Origin of the sequence: Agromyces sp. GXS1127, assembly GCF_050565425.1 — a bacterium.
Classification (GTDB): Bacteria; Actinomycetota; Actinomycetes; order Actinomycetales; family Microbacteriaceae; genus Agromyces.
This window is the reverse complement of sequence record NZ_JBOCIG010000004.1, coordinates 66754-84507: the sequence shown is the minus strand read 5'-3', so window position 1 is coordinate 84507 and position 17754 is coordinate 66754. Positions and strand designations below refer to the sequence as shown.

The following is a 17754-nucleotide window of genomic DNA, read 5'->3' as shown; positions in this document are numbered from 1 at the left end:
GTCCCAGTGTCACGGCAGCTCCGGATCGTCCATCCGGACGCGGACGACGGGCGGGCGCCCCGGACGTCGGCCGGCGACCGGGCGACGGCGTTCGGTCGCGGCGCGGATCGCCTCGCCCTTCAAGGCCTGCGCGACCTCGGTGCCGAGGCCGTAGCCGAAGCGGACGATCGCGCGCTCGAGCCCGTCGTCGCCGGTCGGGGTCGGCCCGAGCACGTCGACCCCCTCGATGCCGCCCACGCGCTCGAGCGCCCCGGCGAGCCGCTCGCGCGACGAGGCGACCGAGGCCATCCGCACCGCGGGCGGGAACCGCAGCGTGCGGCGCGTCTCGAGCTCCTCCGCGGCCCACGCAGATTGGCGCCAGGTCGCGAGCGCGGTGCCGAGCGCGCCGCCGACGCCCACGAGGAACACGGGGGCGCCGGGTGCGGCGAGCGCGGCCGCGTTCGACCACCAGCGCAGGCAGTCCTCGGCGACGCGGAGCGACTCCCGCAGCAGCATCCGCTCGCCGTCGAGCAGCAGGACGGCACGGTAGCCGCCCTCGGCGAACGGCTCGGCGCCGCGCGTGGCGACCACGAGCTGCGGATCGGCGCCCACCCGGAGGATCGGTCGCTCGCCGTCGGAGACGACGACGCGGGACCGCGGGAAGGCACGGCCGAGTTCCTCGGCGGTGCGGGTGGCACCGACGACCGCGGCCCGGAGCTTCGTGCCCTCGCAGACGCCGCACCGCCACGTGGTCGCGACCGTGCCGCACAGCGTGCACGCGGGGGCCCGGCCGCCCCTGGGCACAGCGAGCGCCCCACCGCAGGCCGTGCACCGGGCGGGCTCCCGGCAGCGGTCGCACACGAGCATGGGCGTGTGCCCGGGCCGGGCGACCTGGACGAGCACCGGGCCGTCGGCGATCGCGGACTGCGCCTCGCGCCACGCCGCCGACGGAATGCGCGCGCCGCCGGACTCGGGCGCCGCCTGCTGGTCGGTGAGCACCACGCGCGGCCGAGCGCCGCGTCGCAGCGGCACGTCGTGGACCCAGCCGAGCTCGACGAGCCGCTGCACCTCGACGCTCCGCGTGTGCGCGACGAACGCGAGCGCGGCCCCCGACTGCTCCTGCCGGATGAGGGCGGCGTCGCGGCTGTGGACGCCCGGCGCGAGCGGCTCGGACTGGAGGGGGTCGCCGTCGTCGACGACCACGATGAGCCCGAGTCGGGCCGCCGGCGCGTAGACCGTCGACCGGCTGCCGATCACGATGCGTGCGGCATCCCCCGTCGCGTCGAGGAACGCGCGGTACCGGGCCGGGCCGGTCTGCCGGGCGTCGGTCCGCAGCACGCGCCGAGCGTCGACGAACTCGGCGAGGGCGGCCTCGAGCTGCTCCTGGTCGCGGTAGTCCGGGACGGCGACGATCGTCGACCGGTCGTTCGCGAGCACGTACGCGGCGGCCTGCGCCACGGTCCTGGCCCAGCCGCCGACCCAGGCCCCCGAGGACAGTCGGATCGGTCGCGCGTCGGCGGCCAGCGCCATCCGCTCGCCCGCCGCGAGGCCGCGCTCGATGCGGCCCGGCTCGTACCCGTCGATCCTGCCGGGCGCGTCGGGCAGCGGCCCCGCATCCGGCTCGGCCGACCGCCACGCCTTCTCGGCGCGGACGTAGCGCGCGGGGATCGCGATACGGAGGATGTCGCTCGCGTTGCCCGCCGCCCGATCGGCCGCCGCGCGCGCGAGGCGCCAGACGTCGGGGGTGAGCGCCGGGACGTCGGAGACGACGTCGTCGAGTTCGCTGAGCTCGCCCCGGTACGCCGAACGCTCGGCCAGCTCCACGATCCAGCCCGCCGCGACGCGACCGCCCGAGCGGAGCGGCACGCGCACCCGCACCCCGGGCAGGGCGGCGTCGGCCAGGCGTGCCGGCACGCGGTAGTCGAACAGCTGGTCGAGCTGCGGCAGCGGCGAGTCGACGAGGACGCGCGCCACCGGCCGAACGGCCACCTCAGCGCCCGCCGGCCACGTCAGAGCCCGGCGGCCGCGCGCAGGTCGTCGACGCGGTCGAGCCGCTCCCAGGTGAAGTCGGGCAGCTCACGGCCGAAGTGGCCGTAGGTCGCCGTCTTCGCGTAGATCGGGCGCAGCAGGTCGAGGTCGCGGATGATCGCGGCCGGCCGGAGGTCGAACACCTCGCGGATCGCCTCGGTGATGCGCTCCTCCGGCAGGTGGCCGGTCCCGAACGTCTCGACGTAGAGACCGACGGGCGCCGCGGCGCCGATGGCGTAGGCGACCTGCAGCTCGAGCCGGTCGGCGAGGCCCGCGGCGACCGCGTTCTTCGCGACCCAGCGCATGGCGTACGCCGCCGAGCGGTCGACCTTCGACGGGTCCTTGCCGCTGAAGGCGCCGCCGCCGTGGCGGCTCGCGCCGCCGTAGGTGTCGATGATGACCTTGCGGCCGGTGAGCCCGGCATCGCCCTGCGGACCGCCGATCTCGAACCGGCCGGTCGGGTTGATGAGCACCTTCAGCTCGGGGCGCGCGAGCTCGACCCGGTCGAGCGTCGGACGGATCACGAGCTCCTCGACCTCGGCGCGGAGCTGCTCGGTCGACACCGTCGGGGAGTGCTGGGTCGAGAGCACGACCGTCTCGATGGTGCGCGCGGTCTGCCCCTCGTAGCCGATGGTGACCTGCGTCTTGCCGTCGGGGCGGAGGTAGTCGAGTTCGCCCCGTTTGCGGACCTCGGCGAGGCGCTCGGCGAGGCGGTGCGCGATCCAGATCGGCACGGGCATGAGCTCGGGCGTCTCGCGCACGGCGTAGCCGAACATGATGCCCTGATCGCCCGCGCCCTGGCGGTCGAGCGCGTCGACGCTCGCGCCCTCGCGCGTCTCGAATGCGTCGTCGACGCCCTGTGCGATGTCGGGCGACTGCGCGCCGATCGAGACCGAGACGCCGCACGAGCGGCCGTCGAACCACACGTCGGACGAGTCGTAGCCGATCGAGGTGATCCGCTCCCGCACGATCGCCGGGATCTCGACGTACCCCTCGGTCGAGACCTCGCCCGCGACATGCACGAGGCCCGTCGTCACGAGCGTCTCGACCGCGACGCGCGCCCCCGGGTCGACCGTGAGCAGCGCGTCGAGGATCGCGTCGGAGACCTGGTCGCAGATCTTGTCGGGGTGGCCCTCGGTCACGGACTCGGAGGTGAACTGGCGCAGGGCGCTCATGCGGGGTGGGTGTCCTTCGTGGTGGGCTCGGAGCCGGGCGCGAGGCGCGCGGCGATGACATCGAGGATGGCGTGCGCCACCGACATCTTGGTGCCGGATGCCTCGGCCGCGACGGCGTCGTCGGCGCCGATCACGCTCACGGCGTTCTCATCGGCGGCGAAGCCGTGGTTCCAGCCGACGCGGTTGACGACGAGCAGGTCGGCGCCCTTCGCCCGGCGCTTGGCCCGCCCGAGATCGAGCAGGCGCGCCGGGTCGGACTCGGTCTCGGCCGCGAAGCCGACGAGCACGGTCCCGTCGTGCGGCGCGGCACCGAGCCCCGCGAGGATGTCGGGGTTCCGGACCAGCTCGAGCGACATCGTCTCCTGCCCGTCGACCTTCTTGATCTTCGCGTCGCTCACGTCGGCGGGGCGGAAGTCCGCGACCGCCGCGGCCATCACGACCGCGTCCGCGCCGGCCGCGGCCGCGGTCACGGCCTCCTGCAGCTCGAGCGCGGTCGAGACCGGCACCACGCGGCATCCGCCGGGCGAGGCGACCTCGAGGTTCGCCGCGACGAGCGTGACCTCGGCGCCGCGTGCCGCGGCCGCCTCGGCGATCGCGACGCCCTGCTTGCCGCTCGAGCGATTGCCGAGGAAGCGCACGGGGTCGAGCGGCTCGCGCGTGCCGCCCGCGGTGACGACGATGCGCCGACCGGCGAGGTCGCCGACGGATGCCGCGGCCGGCGCCCCGGCGGCGAGCCCGTGACGATGGGCGACCTCGAGCGCCGCCGCGACGATCGCGTCGGGCTCCTCGAGCCGTCCCGGGCCGCTGTCGGCGCCCGTGAGCTGCCCGACGGCAGGGCCGACGATCGCGACCCCGCGTTCGCGGAGCGTGGCGATGTTCGCCTGCGTGGCCGGGTTCCGCCACATCTCGGTGTGCATCGCCGGGGCGATGACGAGCGGCGCCTCGCTCGCGAGGACCGTGTTGCCGAGCAGGTCGTCGGCGAGGCCGGTCGCGAGCTTCGCGATCGAGTTCGCGGTCGCGGGCGCGATCACGATGAGGTCGGCCGCCTGCCCGATCGCGACGTGGCGCACCTCGGCGACGCCCTCGAAGAGGTCGACGTGCACCGGGTTGCGCGAGATCGCCTCGAGCGTCGGGCGCCCGACGAACCGCAGCGCCGACTCCGTCGGCACCACGTGCACGTCGTGGCCCGCGAGGACCAGCGACCGCACCACCGACACGGCCTTGTACGCCGCGATGCCGCCGGTGATGCCGACGACGATGTTCAGCGGCATCCGGGCCTGCCGGCTACTCGCCGATCGGGCGGAGGCGCAGCTTGTCCTCGTTGACCTCGTGGAGGGCGACCGAGAGGGGCTTGTCGTCGATCGACGAGTCGACCAGCGGGCCGACGTTGTCGAACAGGCTGCCCTCGTGCAGGTCGGCGTAGTAGTCGTTGATCTGGCGCGCCCGCTTGGAGGCGAAGATGACCAGCTGGTACTTCGAGTCGACCTTCGACAGCAGGTCGTCGATCGGCGGGTCGATGATGCCGGACAGCTTCTCAGCCATGGAGGGACTCCTTCAGGTGGGGCGCACTCGACGTGCGCGGAAGATCGTGGCGCGAGGCAGGCTGACGCCGACCCCGGCGAGGCCGCATCAAGTCTACGACCTTTTGCGCGGCCTCGCGGACCTCGTGGTTGACGACCTGGTGGTCGAACTCCTCGACTGCGGCCAGTTCCACCTTCGCGGTCTCGAGCCGGCGCTGCTGTTCGGCGGGGCTCTCCGTGCCCCGGCCGACGAGCCGGCGGACCAGTTCGTCCCAGGTCGGCGGCAGCAGGAACACGAGCGTCGCCTCGGGCATCGCCCGGCGGACCGACCGCGCGCCCTGGATGTCGATCTCGAGCAGGACGCTGTTGCCCGCGGCGATCGCCTCCTCGACGGCGCGGCGCGGCGTGCCGTAGCGGTACGCGTTGTGCACGGTGGCCCATTCGAGCAGCTCGCCGGCCTCGACCATCCGGTCGAACTCGTCGTCGGAGACGAAGAAGTAGTGCTCGCCCTCGACCTCGCCGGGACGCGGCGCGCGCGTCGTCGCCGAGACGGAGAGCTTGACGTCAGGGTGGTGCTCGCGGATGTAGCCCGCGACCGTGCCCTTGCCGACGGCCGTCGGCCCGGCGAGCACGACGAGCCGGTCCCCCGTTCCGCCGTGGTCGGCGACCCAGCCCGCGGTGAACTCGCGCAGGCGCCGGCGCTGGAGCCGGCCGAGCCCGCCCAGCCGCTTGGAGTTCGCGATCTGGAGCTCCTCCATGATCCGGGCGCACTTGGTCTGGCCGATCGCGGGGATCGAGGTCAGGAACTCCGACACGCGCAGGCGGCCCTCGACGCCCTCGGGCTCGTCGTAGGCCACGCGGAGCACGTCGAGCGGGCTGCGCACGCCCTCGGCGATGTCGTGCTTCACGGCGGCGCGGGCGCGGCGGGCCGCGACGGCGGCGCGCGAGGCCGCGACCCGGTCGACCTCGGGCGGTGCGGATGCCGCGGTGCGGTCAGACATCGAGCGCTCCCACCTCGTTGGCGCGACGCGAGATCGCGTCGGCGATGCCGTCGGGGCCGGCGGCGAGCAGGCCGCGGCTGTCGGTCAGGATCGCTCCCGGTGCGAGCGCGCCGAGCCGTGCCGGCACGTCGCGGAGCTCGCCGCCCTGGAAGCCGATGCCCGGCACGAGCACGGGCACGCGAGGGCGCGCGTCGCTCGAGACGTCGATGCCGAACTCCTCGGGCACGATGGTCGCGCCGAGCACGACTCCGATCGAGCCGAACGGGCGCTCGTCGGCGCCGTCCCGGCTCCGGTTCCACTGATCCACACCCGACACGATGGCACCCGCCACCGACGACCCCTCGCGGCTCGACCCCTGCAGCACGGCCTGCTGGATGGCGGCCGCCTCGGGGTTGGAGGTCGCCGCGACGACGAACAGGCCCGCCTGCGCGGCCTCGGCCTGGCGCATGACGCCCTCGATCGATCCGAGGCCCTGGTATGCGTAGATGGTCATGGCGTCGGCGCGGAGCGGCGAACCCGGCGAGAGCCACGCCTGGCCGTACGCCTCGACGGTCGAGCCGATGTCGCCGCGCTTGACGTCGGCGATCGTGAGGAGGCCGGCGTCGCGAGCGAGGTCGAGCACGCGCTCGAGCGCGGCGTAGCCGGCCGACCCGTGGCGCTCGAAGAACGACACCTGCGGCTTCACGATCCCGACGCGGCCGGCCGCGGCATCCACGACCCGCAGGCCGAACTCGCGGACGCCGGCGCCGGTGTCGGGCAGGCCCCACTCGTCGAGCAGCCACGCGTGGGGATCGATGCCGACGCAGAGACGCCCGCGCGTGCCGAACGCCGCGTCGAGGCGATCGCCGAACGAGTCGGCCCCGTTCACGCGACCACCTCTGCGGCGCGACGCCGGGCGTACTCCTGCAGGCTCGTCACGTCGAAGCCGCCGTCGTTCACGTCGAGCGACGCGACCGCCGCCGAGAGCTCCGCGATGGTCGTGAACAGCGGGATGTCGGCCGCCACCGCCGCGGCGCGGATCTCGTAGCCGTCCGCACGCGCCGAGCGACCGCTCGGGGTGTTGACGACGACGTCGATCTCGCCGCGGTGGATGAGCTCGACCACCGAGGTCGCGTCCTCCCCCTGCTTCTCGCTGTACTTCAGCACCACGTCGGCCGCGATGCCGTTGCGGCGGAGCACCTCGGCGGTGCCCTCGGTCGCGACGAGCTCGTACCCGAGCTGCTGCATCCGGAGCACCGGCAGGATGATCGCGCGCTTGTCGCGGTCGGACACCGAGACGAACACGCGGCCCGACAGCGGCATCCCGCCATAGGCGGCGAGCTGGCTCTTCGCGAAGGCGCGCGGGAAGTCGCGGTCGATGCCCATGACCTCGCCCGTCGAGCGCATCTCCGGGCCGAGCACGGAGTCGACCATGATGCCCTCGCGCGTGCGGAAGCGGTGGAACGGCAGGACGGCCTCCTTGACCGCGACCGGCGCGTCGAGCGGCACCCGCGAACCGTCGACCTCGGGCAGCAGGCCCTCGGCGACGAGATCGCGGATCGAGTCGCCGACCATGATGCGCGACGCCGCCTTCGCGAGCGGGATCCCGAGCGCCTTCGACACGAACGGCACGGTGCGGCTCGCGCGCGGGTTCGCCTCGAGCACGTAGAGCACGCCCGCGCCGATCGCGAACTGGACGTTGAGGAGGCCCCGGACGCCGATGCCCTCGGCGATCGCCCGGGTGGCCTCGCGCACGCGGTCGACCTCGGCGCGGCCGAGCGTGACCGGCGGCAGGGTGCAGCTCGAGTCGCCCGAGTGGATGCCGGCCTCCTCGATGTGCTCCATGACGCCGCCGACGTACAGCTCGGTGCCGTCGTAGAGCGCGTCCACGTCGATCTCGATCGCGTCGTCGAGGAAGCGGTCGACGAGCAGCGGGTGGGTGGGGCCGACGATGCCCTGGTCCTCGATGCGCGCGAAGTAGTCGACGAGCGAGGCGGTGTCGTACACGATCTCCATGCCGCGGCCGCCCAGCACGTAGCTCGGGCGGACGAGCACCGGGTAGCCGATCTGCTCGGCCACCTGGACGGCGCCCGCGAGCTCGGTCGCGGTGCCGTTCCGCGGGGCGAGCAGACCGGCGGCGTCGAGGATGCCGGCGAACTGGCCGCGCTCCTCGGCGAGGTCGATCGCCTCCGGGCTCGTGCCGAGGATCGGCACGCCCGCCGCCTCCAGGCCCTTCGCGAGCCCCAGCGCGGTCTGCCCGCCGAGCTGCACGATGACGCCGACGAGCTCGCCCGACTGCGACTCGGCGTGGATGACCTCGAGCACGTCCTCGAGCGTGAGCGGTTCGAAGTAGAGCCGGTCGCTCGTGTCGTAGTCGGTCGACACGGTCTCGGGGTTGCAGTTGATCATGATCGTCTCGAACCCGGCGTCGGAGAGCGCGAACGACGCGTGCACGCACGAGTAGTCGAACTCCACGCCCTGGCCGATGCGGTTCGGCCCCGAACCGAGGATGACCACCTTGCGACGGTCGCTCGGCGCGACCTCGGTCTCGAGGTCGTAGCTCGAGTAGTGGTATGGCGTGAGCGCCGGGAACTCGCCCGCGCACGTGTCGACGGTCTTGAACACCGGGCGGATGCCGAGGATGTGGCGCACCTCGCGGGCGTCGGCCTCGCCGAAGCCCCGGAGCTGGCCGATCTGCGCGTCCGAGAACCCGTGGTCCTTCGCCAGCAGCAGGGTGTCGGTGTCGAGCGCCTCGGCCGCGGCGACGTGCTCGGCGACCTCGTTGATGAGCACGATCTGGTCGAGGAACCAGGGGTCGATCTTCGTGGCCTCGAACGCCTGCTCGATCGAGGCGCCCTTGCGGAGCGCCTGCTGCACGAGCACGATCCGGCCGTCGGTCGGCACCGTGACCGCCTCGAGCAGCTCGTCGACCGAGCGGGACTCGTCCTCCCAGTGGAAGCTCGATCCGCGCTTCTCGAGCGAGCGGAGGGCCTTCTGCAGCGCCGTCGAGAAGTTCCGGCCGATCGCCATGGCCTCGCCGACCGACTTCATGGTGGTCGTGAGCGTCGGGTCGGCGGCCGGGAACTTCTCGAACGCGAACCGCGGCACCTTCACGACGATGTAGTCGAGCGTGGGCTCGAAGCTCGCCGGCGTGACCTTCGTGATGTCGTTCGGGATCTCGTCGAGGCGGTAGCCGATGGCGAGCTTCGCGGCGATCTTCGCGATCGGGAAGCCCGTGGCCTTCGACGCGAGCGCCGACGAGCGGGAGACGCGCGGGTTCATCTCGATGACGATCACGCGCCCGTTCGACGGGTCGACGGCGAACTGGATGTTGCACCCGCCGGTGTCCACGCCGACGGCGCGGATGATGTCGATGCCGATGTCGCGCAGCTTCTGGTACTCGCGGTCGGTCAGGGTGAGCGCCGGCGCGACCGTGATCGAGTCGCCCGTGTGCACGCCGACCGGGTCGACGTTCTCGATCGAGCAGACCACGACGGTGTTGTCGTGCGTGTCGCGCATGAGCTCGAGCTCGTACTCCTTCCAGCCGAGGATCGACTCCTCGAGGAGCACCTCGGTGGTCGGCGAGTCGTGCAGGCCCTGCGTCACGATGCGGACGAGGTCCTCCTCGGTGTACGCGAAGCCCGAGCCGAGGCCGCCCATGGTGAACGACGGACGGACGACGAGCGGATAGCCGAGGTCGAGCGCGAACTCCTTCGCCTGCTCGAGCGTCGTGGCCACGTGCGAGCGGGCGACGTCGGCGCCCGCCTCGATCACGAGGTCCTTGAAGAGCTGACGGTCCTCGCCCTTGCGGATGGCGTCGACCTTCGCGCCGATGAGCTCGACGCCGTGCTTGTCCAGGATGCCGGCGTCGTGCAGGGCGATCGCGGCGTTCAGCGCGGTCTGGCCGCCGAGCGTCGGGAGCACCGCGTCGGGGCGCTCCTTGATGATGATCGACGCGATCACCTCGGGGGTGATCGGTTCGACGTAGGTGGCGTCGGCGAAGTCGGGGTCGGTCATGATCGTGGCCGGGTTCGGGTTCACGAGGATGACCCGGACGCCCTCCGCGCGGAGGACCCGGCACGCCTGGGTGCCCGAGTAGTCGAACTCGGCCGCCTGGCCGATGACGATCGGGCCGGACCCGATGACGAGGACGGAGGTGATGTCGTCGCGCTTGGGCATCAGCGGGTGGACTCCTTGCTCGCGATGACCATGTCGCGGAAGCGGTCGAAGAGGTAGTTGGCGTCGTGCGGGCCGGCCGCCGACTCGGGGTGGTACTGCACCGAGAACGCGGGGATGTCGAGGCAGTTGAGGCCCTCGACGACGTCGTCGTTGAGGTCGACGTGGCTGACCTCGACGCGACCGAAGCCCTGGCTGGACTCGCTGATCGCGTCGGTCGGCGCGGCGACGGCGAAGCCGTGGTTGTGCGCGGTGATCTCGACGCGGCCGGTGGACCGGTCGAGCACCGGCTGGTTGATCCCGCGGTGGCCGAACGGCAGCTTGTACGTGTCGAAGCCGAGCGCGCGCCCGAGCAGCTGGTTGCCGAAGCAGATGCCGAAGTACGGCAGGCCGGCGCGGAGCGACTCGCGGAGCAGCTCGACGTGGCGTTCCGACGCGCTCGGGTCGCCGGGCCCGTTGGAGAAGAACAGCGCGTCGGGCTCGAGCGCGAGCACGTCGTCGGCCGTCACGGTCTGCGGCAGCACGTGCACGTCGAAGCCCCGCTCGGCGAGGTAGTTCAGCGTGGACGTCTTGACGCCGAGGTCGAGCACGGCCACCGAGCCGACGCGCTCGCCCGTCGCGGGCAGCGTGTAGCGCTCGCCCGTCGAGACCGCGCCGGAGAGGTTGCGGCCGGCCATCTGCTCGCCGGACTGCACGAGCTCGAGCTGCTCGCCGTGCGAGAGGTATGACTCCTCGCCCGAGAACACGCCCGCGCGCATCGCCCCGAGCGAGCGGATGTGCCGGGTCACCGCGCGCGTGTCGATGCCGCTGATGCCGACGATCCCGGCGGCGGCGAGGTCGTCGTCGAGGCTCCGCTGCGAGCGGAAGTTCGACACGACCCGGGAGGGATCGCGCACGACGAAGCCGGCGACCCAGATGCGCGCGGACTCCATGTCCTCGTCGTTCATGCCCGTGTTGCCGATGTGCGGCGCGGTCATGAGCACGATCTGGCCCGCGTACGACGGGTCGGTCAGCGTCTCCTGGTAGCCCGTCATGCCGGTCGCGAAGACGGCCTCACCGAGGGTCCGCCCGCGCGCGCCGTACGCGCGGCCCTCGTACCGGGTGCCATCCTCGAGCACGAGCACGGCTCGGGTGAGGTCGATCGCGGCGGCGGGCGCCTGCTCGTCGACGGTGGTCGGGGTCTCAGTCATCCGAGGCCTCGCTCTCTGCTTCTGCATCCGGCTGCGGCGCGGCGGGCGCCGCAGCGATCTCGTTCACGGCGGCCACGAACCGGGCGGAATCGCCCGGGTACCGGCACCGCAGGTAGCTGTCGACCCGCGTCGGAACCTCGGGCTCCGACCGGTCGTCGACGATCCAGGTGAGGGCGACGAGGCCCTCGGGCTCGACCCCGCGATCGATCGCGTAGGTCGCGGTCCCGGCCGCCGCGATGCGGTCGGCCGGGATGAAGCTCGGGCGCTCGCCGGCGATGCGCAGCAGCACGCCCCGGCGGTGCACCTCGACGCGCGCGGAGCCGCGGAACGCGAGCCCCTCGACGGCGAGCCGTTCGAGCGGTTCGTGCTCGGGCGTGGTCGCGACGTACAGCGCCTCGACCTCGAGGGTCGTGGTGCCCGGGTCGGCGGGCGGCGCGTAGGCCGCGAGCGACTCGTCGCGGACGGTACGGCGCCGCCACGAGCGCCACATCAGCCAGGCGGCGACGCCGACGATCGCGACGGCGACGAGCGCGCCGATCCAGCGGCTATCCATGCGGACCCCCCGCGGCGAGGCGAGCCGAGGCCGCGGCGACCTCGTCGGCCGGCCGGACGACGCCGTCGAGCAGCGTGGGCACGCCGCGGTGGAAGGTCGCGACGACCCGACCCGGGAGGGTACGGCCGAGGTAGGGCGAGTTGACGCTGCGCCCGGCGAGCCGGTCGGTGCCGAACTCGGCCGACGCCGCCGGATCGACGAGCGTCAGCTCGGCGCCCGAACCCGCGGCGACGGGATCGCCGTGGCCGGCGAGCCGGCCGATGCGCGCCGGCGTCTCGGAGAGCACGCGCGCGACATCCGCCCAGCCCAGGAGCCCGGTGTCGACCATGGTCGCCTGCACGACCGACAGCGCCGACTCGAGGCCGACCATGCCGTTCGCGGCAGCGTCCCACTCGGACTCCTTCGCCTCGACGGGGTGCGGGGCGTGGTCGGTCGCGACGATGTCGATCGTGCCGTCGGCGAGCGCGGCGCGCAGCGCCTCGACGTCCTCCTGGCGCCGCAGCGGCGGGTTGACCTTGTACCGCGGGTCGTAGCCCGCGACGAGGTCTTCCGTCAGCAGCAGGTGGTGGGGCGTCACCTCGGCGGTGACGTCGATGCCGCGAGCCTTCGCCCAGCGGATGACCTCGACCGAGCCGGCGGTGGAGACGTGGCACACGTGCAGGCGCGAGCCGACGTGCTCGGCGAGCAGGACGTCGCGCGCGATGATCGACTCCTCGGCGACCGCGGGCCATCCGGCGAGGCCGAGTTCGCCCGAGAGCGCGCCCTCGTTCATCTGCGCGCCCTGCGTGAGCCGCGGCTCCTGCGCGTGCTGCGCGATGACGCCGTCGAACGCCTTCACGTACTCGAGCGCGCGGCGCATGAGCAGCGGGTCGAAGACGCAGAACCCGTCGTCGCTGAAGACCCGCACCCGGGCCCGCGAGGCGGCCATCGCGCCGAGCTCGGCGAGCCGCTCGCCCGTGAGGCCGACCGTGACGGCGCCGATCGGCTGCACGGTCGCGTAGCCCGCGGCCTCGCCGAGCGAGAGCTCCTGCTCGACGACGCCCGCGGTGTCGGCGACGGGGAACGTGTTCGCCATCGCGAAGACCGCGGTGAAGCCGCCGGCGGCGGCCGCCTGCGTCCCGGTGAGCACGGTCTCGCTCTGCTCGTAGCCCGGCTCGCGCAGGTGCGTGTGCAGGTCGACGAGGCCGGGGAGGGCGACGAGCCCGTCGGCGTCGACCACCGTCGCCCCCGCGGCATCCGCCACGGTGCCGACCTCGGCCATGCGCCCGCCGTCGAGCAGGAGATCGGCGCGCTCCCCCGTGGGCAGGGTCGCGCCGCGGATCAGGAACGACTCGCTCATCGGGTCTCCCCCCGTTCGCCGGACAGCAACAGGTAGAGGGCGGCCATTCTCACTGATACTCCGTTCGCGACCTGCTCGCGCACCGTCGACTGCGTGGAGTCGGCGGCGCGGGCGGCGATCTCGAGCCCGCGGTTCATCGGGCCCGGATGCATGACCATCGTAGTCTCGGGAAGCTGGGCGAACCGGTGGTCGTCGAGCCCCCAGGTGCGCGCGTATTCGCGGCTGTTCGGGAAGAACGCGCCGTGCATGCGCTCCGCCTGGATGCGGAGCATCATGACGACGTCGGGTCCGCCGGCGAGCGCCCGGTCGAGGTCGTACTCGATCGTCGCGGGCCAGCCCGACACGTCGACCGGCACGAGCGTCGGCGGCGCCACGAGCGTGACGTGGGCGCCGAGCGTCTCGAGCAGCCACACGTTCGAGCGCGCGACGCGCGAGTGCAGGATGTCGCCGACGATCACGACGCGGACGCCGTCGAGGTCGCGCCCCCGGGAGGCGCCGCCGTGCAGGCGTCGACGCATCGTGAAGGCGTCGAGCAGCGCCTGCGTGGGGTGCTCGTGCGTGCCGTCGCCGGCGTTGACGACGCCTGCGTCGATCCATCCGCTCGTCGCCAGGGTGAACGGCGCGCCCGACGACGGGTGGCGGATGACGACGCCGTCGGCGCCCATCGCCTGCAGCGTCTGCGCGGTGTCCTTCAGCGACTCGCCCTTCGAGACGCTCGAGCCCTTCGCGCTGAAGTTGATGACGTCGGCCGAGAGCCGCTTCGCGGCGGCCTCGAACGAGATGCGCGTCCGGGTGGAGTCCTCGAAGAAGAGGTTCACGACCGTGCGGCCGCGGAGCGTCGGCAGCTTCTTGACCTCGCGCTCCTGGACCGCCGCCATGTCCTCCGCCACGTCGAGCAGGGTGATGGCCCCGTCGCGCGAGAGGTCGCGGGTGCTGAGCAGGTGCCTCACTCGTCGCCCCCCTCGATCGTGACGGCGTCCTCGCCGTCGATCTCGGCGAGGCGCACGTTGATGCGCTCGCGCGCGGAGCTCGGCAGGTTCTTGCCGACGTAGTCCGCGCGGATCGGGAACTCGCGGTGGCCGCGGTCGACGAGCACCGCGAGGCGCACGGCGCGGGCGCGGCCGAGGTCGGCGAGCGCGTCGAAGGCGGCGCGGATGGTGCGACCCGAGTAGAGCACGTCGTCGACGAGGACGACGATCCGCCCGTCGATGCCGTCGCCCGGCACCTCGGTCGGGTGCGGGGCGCGCACGGGGTTGCGACCCAGGTCGTCCCGGTACATCGTCACGTCGAGCGCCCCGGCGGACACGTCGACGCCGGCGATCCGGGAGACGATCCGGGCGAGTCGTTCGGCCAGCACCACGCCGCGCGTGGGGATGCCGAGGAGGATGAGATCGTCGGCGCCGCGATTGGCTTCGAGGATCTCGTGGGCGATGCGGGTCAGCGCCCGCTCGAGGTCTGCCTGCTGGAGCACGGTGCGCACAGCGGTGCGGACTCCCTTCTCCGCCTCACGGGACGGGCTTCAAGGTTGTCGGTCGATCGATCCTACCAGCGAGCGCCGGATGGCTCGTGCCGGACCGCGCACACGACGGAGGGGGCGGGACGCGTCGCGTCCCGCCCCCTCCCGCTGTCGGATGGCTGCGGCCTCACTGCGTTCCCGCCCGGCCGCGCAGGACCCGGGAGGCGATGACGAGCGCCGCGGCGATCAGCACGACGTTCTTGGCCACGTACTGGCCGAGGAGCGTCGGGCCGTCGACGGAGACCAGCTGGTCGGTGAAGAACACGATCGGCGAGAGGATGCCGACGAACGCGACGGCGAGGACGACGAGCCCGAGCCGGGCGAACCGGCCCGAGATCAGCAGCAGGCCGGCCGTGGTCTCGATGACGGCGGTGAGCACGAGGGCGAGCTGCCCGCCGACGAGGCCGAACGTGAGCACGCCCCAGGTGGCCTCGACGAGCGGCTCGAGCGGGCTGGCACCGGGGATGAACTTCAGGGCGCCGAAGACGACGAACACGGCGCCGAGCACGACGCGGAGGGCGGGGATGCTCCAGCGCTCGAGGAACGCCTTGAGCGCTCCCTCGGCGTCGGCGAAACGGGCGGCGAGCGATCGGTGGCCGGCCGAGCGGCGGGTGCCGGCCTGCGTGAGGCCGTGGGCGGAGATGGTGGTCATGGCGGAGGTGCTCCTTCCAGAGCGGGGTCGATGCTGGGTGGCGGATGTCGCGGAATGCGACGTCTCCCAGTGAACGACCGGAGCCGATCCCCCGGATCAGTGCCCGCGCTTGAACGCACGGAGGGGCACCCCCGTTTCCGCGCGCGGGCACGCCCGGGGCGGGCCTCAGGGTGAGCCCGCGGTGCACCCCCGTACGGGGGATCCCGTCCCCGATCGCTGGCGGCGCGCGTGCGGCCCGTGCTGCAATGGCACATGGCCGACGTCATGATCGCCGTCATGCCCTTCGCGGGTCACGTCGCACCGCTCGCGGCCGTGACCTCCGCCTTCGTCGACGCGGGCCACCGGGTCCGCGTCTACACGGGGCGGGCCTACGCCGACCGGTTCATCGCGCTCGGCGCCGAGTTCGTCCCGTGGACCGCGGCGCCCGACTTCGACGAGCACGACATCGCCGCGACGTTCCCCGCCCTGCGCGAACGGAAGGGTCCGCGACAGCTGCTCGCCAACGTCGAGCACCTCTTCGTCGGAACCGGGGCGGGGCAGGGCGACGACCTCGTCGCGGCGTATCGCGAGCGGCCCTGGGATGTCATCGTCGCCGACGGGTTGAGCCTCGGGACGCACTTCGCCGCGGAGCGGACCGGCACGCCCTCGGTCACGGTGAGCATCGTCCCGCTCTCGATCCCGACGCCGGAGCTCCCGCCGCCGATCCTCCCGCTCCGGCCGGCCCGGGGACCGCTCGGCCGGGTCCGCGATCGGGTCCTGAATGCGACGTTGGCCCTGGCGGCCCGTGGCATCAAGCGAGCGTACGACGCGCAACGCGAGGCGTCCGGGTTGCCGCCGACCGACGCCCCCCTCGACGCCGCGTGGCACTCCCCCGACCTCGTGTGCGCGTCGGGCGTGCCCGAACTCGAGTTCCCGCGCTCCGGCTGGCCCGTGCGGATCGAGTTCGTGGGGGCGCTCGCGCCGACCGGATCGATCCGGCCCGAGCCTCCCGCCTGGTGGGCCGACCTGCCGGAGGGCCGGCCGATCGTGCACGTGACGCAGGGCACGCTCAACGTCGACCCCGACGACCTCATCCGTCCGGCCTTCGCCGCACTCGGCAGGCAGCCCGTGTCGATCGTGGCGACGACGGGTCGCGCGGACGCGCCGACCCTGCCGTTCCCGGCGCCGCCGAACGCCTACGTGGCGGGCGTCGTCGACTACGCGGAACTGCTGCCCCGCCTGAACGCGATGGTCACCAACGGCGGGTGGGGCGGCGTGCTGGCGGCGCTCTCGCACGGGATCCCGCTCATCGTCGCGGGCGGGGACATCGACAAGCCCGTCATCGCCGCGCGCGTCGCCTGGGCGGGCGCGGGGATCGACCTGCGCACCGGCCGGCCATCGCCGCGGGCCGTCCTGCGTGCCTGGCGACGGCTCTCGGCGGACCCGTCCTACCGGGAACGTGCCGAGGCGATCGGGCGCGCGCTGCGAGCGCACGACGGTCCCCGCGAGGTCGTCACGCACACCATGGCGCTCGTGGAACGTCGCCGGGCGGAGCGACCCGCCGACCACGCAGCCTGACGGATGCACTCGCGGAGGCGAGCCGACCCGGCGGGCCCGCGAGGGCCGGCGTCAGCCTTTCGAGTGCGAGACGGCTGCGAGCAGGCCGTTCACGAAGCCCGCCGAGTCATCCGTCGAGAGCACCGTCGCGGCCTCGACCGCCTCGGAGATCGCGACCGGGTCGGGCACCTCGTCGTTGTAGACGATCTCCCACACGCCGATGCGCAGGAGCGCACGGTCGACCGCGGGCATGCGCTCGAGGGTCCAGCCGCGCGAGTGCGTGGTGATGAGCTCGTCGATCTCATCGCGGTGGTCGACGATGCCGTCGACGATCTCGCGCGCGTACAGCCAGGACGCCTGCCGCTCGGGCTCGTTCACGGCCCGCTCGGCCTCGGCGACGAGCACCTGCTCGACCGGGACCTGCCGCATGTCGGCCGAGTAGAGCATGTCGAGGGCGCGCTTGCGCGCCTTCGTCCGGGCGCTCACTAGTCGTTCACGCGGCCGAGGTAGTCGCCCGACCGGGTGTCGACCTTGACCTTGGTGCCGGTCTCCAGGAACAGCGGCACCTGGATCTCGTAGCCGGTCTCGACCGTCGCCGGCTTGGTGCCGCCCGTCGAGCGGTCGCCCTGGAGGCCCGGCTCGGTGTAGGTGATCTCGAGCACGACCGAGGCGGGCAGCTCGACGTAGAGCGGGTTGCCGTTGTTCAGCGCGATGGTCACCGACTGGTTCTCGAGCATGAAGTTCGCGGCGTCGCCGACGGTCGCCGCCGGCACCGTGAGCTGGTCGTAGTCGGTCTGGTCCATGAACACGAAGCCGTCGCCGTCGCTGTAGAGGTACGTGAAGTCGCGACGGTCGACGTTCTCGATGTCGACCTTGGCACCCGCGTTGTACGTCTTGTCGACGACCTTGCCGGTGACGACGTTCTTCAGCTTGGTGCGCACGAACGCCCCGCCCTTGCCGGGCTTGACGTGCTGGAACTCGACGACGCTCCAGAGCTGGCCGTCGATGTTCAGGACGACGCCGTTCTTGATGTCAGCGGTGGATGCCATGGAAGTGCTTTCCGTTCGATGGAGGGGAAGTCTGCGGGCACGCCGAAGGGCATGCGACTGA

General features: G+C 73.0%; 15 protein-coding genes and 1 pseudogene. 1 reads left to right on the top strand and 15 read right to left on the bottom strand.

Going from position 1 to position 17754, the window contains the following annotated elements; all coding sequences use genetic code 11:
* Nucleotides 1–9: 9 nt before the first annotated feature.
* The 13 genes and pseudogenes from ACQ393_RS08400 to ACQ393_RS08340 form a co-directional block, all read right to left on the bottom strand.
* Nucleotides 10–1953: a primosomal protein N' gene (locus ACQ393_RS08400; RefSeq protein ID WP_430646380.1), complete on the bottom strand. Its 1944-nt coding sequence runs from the start codon at nt 1951–1953 to the stop codon at nt 10–12.
* Between the two features lie 35 nt (nt 1954–1988).
* Nucleotides 1989–3182: a methionine adenosyltransferase gene (gene metK / locus ACQ393_RS08395; RefSeq protein ID WP_430646379.1), complete on the bottom strand. Its 1194-nt coding sequence runs from the start codon at nt 3180–3182 to the stop codon at nt 1989–1991.
* Nucleotides 3179–4447 (bottom strand): bifunctional phosphopantothenoylcysteine decarboxylase/phosphopantothenate--cysteine ligase CoaBC, encoded by a 1269-nt coding sequence (gene coaBC / locus ACQ393_RS08390; RefSeq protein WP_430646710.1) that lies wholly within the window; start codon nt 4445–4447, stop codon nt 3179–3181. The genes metK and coaBC overlap by 4 nt, the downstream gene beginning before the upstream one ends.
* Before the next feature lie 19 nt (nt 4448–4466).
* Nucleotides 4467–4724 carry a DNA-directed RNA polymerase subunit omega gene (gene rpoZ, locus ACQ393_RS08385; protein ID WP_092669843.1) on the bottom strand — a complete coding sequence of 86 codons (258 nt, stop codon included), beginning with the start codon at nt 4722–4724 and terminating at the stop codon, nt 4467–4469.
* Nucleotides 4717–5703 (bottom strand): guanylate kinase, encoded by a 987-nt coding sequence (gene gmk / locus ACQ393_RS08380; protein ID WP_430646378.1) that lies wholly within the window; start codon nt 5701–5703, stop codon nt 4717–4719. The genes rpoZ and gmk overlap by 8 nt, the downstream gene beginning before the upstream one ends.
* Nucleotides 5696–6571: an orotidine-5'-phosphate decarboxylase gene (gene pyrF / locus ACQ393_RS08375; RefSeq protein WP_430646377.1), complete on the bottom strand. Its 876-nt coding sequence runs from the start codon at nt 6569–6571 to the stop codon at nt 5696–5698. Before pyrF ends, gmk begins: the two co-directional genes overlap by 8 nt.
* Nucleotides 6568–9861, bottom strand: coding sequence for a carbamoyl-phosphate synthase large subunit (gene carB / locus ACQ393_RS08370; RefSeq protein WP_430646376.1), 3294 nt, complete (start codon nt 9859–9861; stop codon nt 6568–6570). Before carB ends, pyrF begins: the two co-directional genes overlap by 4 nt.
* Complete coding sequence (gene carA, locus ACQ393_RS08365) at nt 9861–11048, bottom strand: glutamine-hydrolyzing carbamoyl-phosphate synthase small subunit (protein WP_430646375.1); 1188 nt, start codon at nt 11046–11048, stop codon at nt 9861–9863. Before carA ends, carB begins: the two co-directional genes overlap by 1 nt.
* Nucleotides 11041–11601 (bottom strand): hypothetical protein, encoded by a 561-nt coding sequence (locus ACQ393_RS08360; RefSeq protein ID WP_430646374.1) that lies wholly within the window; start codon nt 11599–11601, stop codon nt 11041–11043. Before ACQ393_RS08360 ends, carA begins: the two co-directional genes overlap by 8 nt.
* Nucleotides 11594–12940, bottom strand: coding sequence for a dihydroorotase (locus tag ACQ393_RS08355; protein WP_430646373.1), 1347 nt, complete (start codon nt 12938–12940; stop codon nt 11594–11596). The genes ACQ393_RS08360 and ACQ393_RS08355 overlap by 8 nt, the downstream gene beginning before the upstream one ends.
* Nucleotides 12937–13890, bottom strand: a complete 954-nt coding sequence (locus tag ACQ393_RS08350; protein WP_430646372.1) for an aspartate carbamoyltransferase catalytic subunit — start codon at nt 13888–13890, stop codon at nt 12937–12939. Before ACQ393_RS08350 ends, ACQ393_RS08355 begins: the two co-directional genes overlap by 4 nt.
* Nucleotides 13887–14456: pseudogene (pyrR, locus tag ACQ393_RS08345) on the bottom strand (bifunctional pyr operon transcriptional regulator/uracil phosphoribosyltransferase PyrR); the annotation flags it as partial. The gene ACQ393_RS08350 and the pseudogene pyrR, both read right to left, overlap by 4 nt.
* 127 nt (nt 14457–14583) lie before the next feature.
* A complete protein-coding gene (locus tag ACQ393_RS08340; RefSeq protein WP_430646371.1) occupies nt 14584–15108 on the bottom strand; it encodes a DoxX family membrane protein in 525 nt (174 codons plus the stop codon).
* 252 nt (nt 15109–15360) lie between these two features.
* Here ACQ393_RS08340 and ACQ393_RS08335 point away from each other — a divergent pair, with 252 nt between their 5' ends.
* Nucleotides 15361–16665 (top strand): glycosyltransferase, encoded by a 1305-nt coding sequence (locus ACQ393_RS08335; protein WP_430646370.1) that lies wholly within the window; start codon nt 15361–15363, stop codon nt 16663–16665.
* A 51-nt stretch (nt 16666–16716) separates the two neighbouring features.
* Here ACQ393_RS08335 and nusB read toward each other — a convergent pair whose 3' ends face one another.
* Nucleotides 16717–17130, bottom strand: coding sequence for a transcription antitermination factor NusB (nusB, locus tag ACQ393_RS08330; protein ID WP_430646369.1), 414 nt, complete (start codon nt 17128–17130; stop codon nt 16717–16719).
* A complete protein-coding gene (gene efp, locus ACQ393_RS08325; RefSeq protein ID WP_430646368.1) occupies nt 17130–17693 on the bottom strand; it encodes an elongation factor P in 564 nt (187 codons plus the stop codon). The genes nusB and efp overlap by 1 nt, the downstream gene beginning before the upstream one ends.
* Between the last annotated feature and the right edge of the window lie 61 nt (nt 17694–17754).

Excerpts from the sequence above, each read along its gene's own strand:
- rpoZ (WP_092669843.1), bottom strand. The coding sequence starts at position 4,724 with ATGGCTGAGAAGCTGTCCGGCATCATCGACCCGCCGATCGACGACCTG.
- ACQ393_RS08340 (WP_430646371.1), bottom strand. The coding sequence starts at position 15,108 with ATGACCACCATCTCCGCCCACGGCCTCACGCAGGCCGGCACCCGCCGC.
- ACQ393_RS08355 (WP_430646373.1), bottom strand. The coding sequence starts at position 12,940 with ATGAGCGAGTCGTTCCTGATCCGCGGCGCGACCCTGCCCACGGGGGAG.
- carA (WP_430646375.1), bottom strand. The coding sequence starts at position 11,048 with ATGACTGAGACCCCGACCACCGTCGACGAGCAGGCGCCCGCCGCCGCG.
- carB (WP_430646376.1), bottom strand. The coding sequence starts at position 9,861 with ATGCCCAAGCGCGACGACATCACCTCCGTCCTCGTCATCGGGTCCGGC.
- efp (WP_430646368.1), bottom strand. The coding sequence starts at position 17,693 with ATGGCATCCACCGCTGACATCAAGAACGGCGTCGTCCTGAACATCGAC.
- metK (WP_430646379.1), bottom strand. The coding sequence starts at position 3,182 with ATGAGCGCCCTGCGCCAGTTCACCTCCGAGTCCGTGACCGAGGGCCAC.
- ACQ393_RS08360 (WP_430646374.1), bottom strand. The coding sequence starts at position 11,601 with ATGGATAGCCGCTGGATCGGCGCGCTCGTCGCCGTCGCGATCGTCGGC.
- ACQ393_RS08335 (WP_430646370.1), top strand. The coding sequence starts at position 15,361 with ATGGCCGACGTCATGATCGCCGTCATGCCCTTCGCGGGTCACGTCGCA.
- gmk (WP_430646378.1), bottom strand. The coding sequence starts at position 5,703 with ATGTCTGACCGCACCGCGGCATCCGCACCGCCCGAGGTCGACCGGGTC.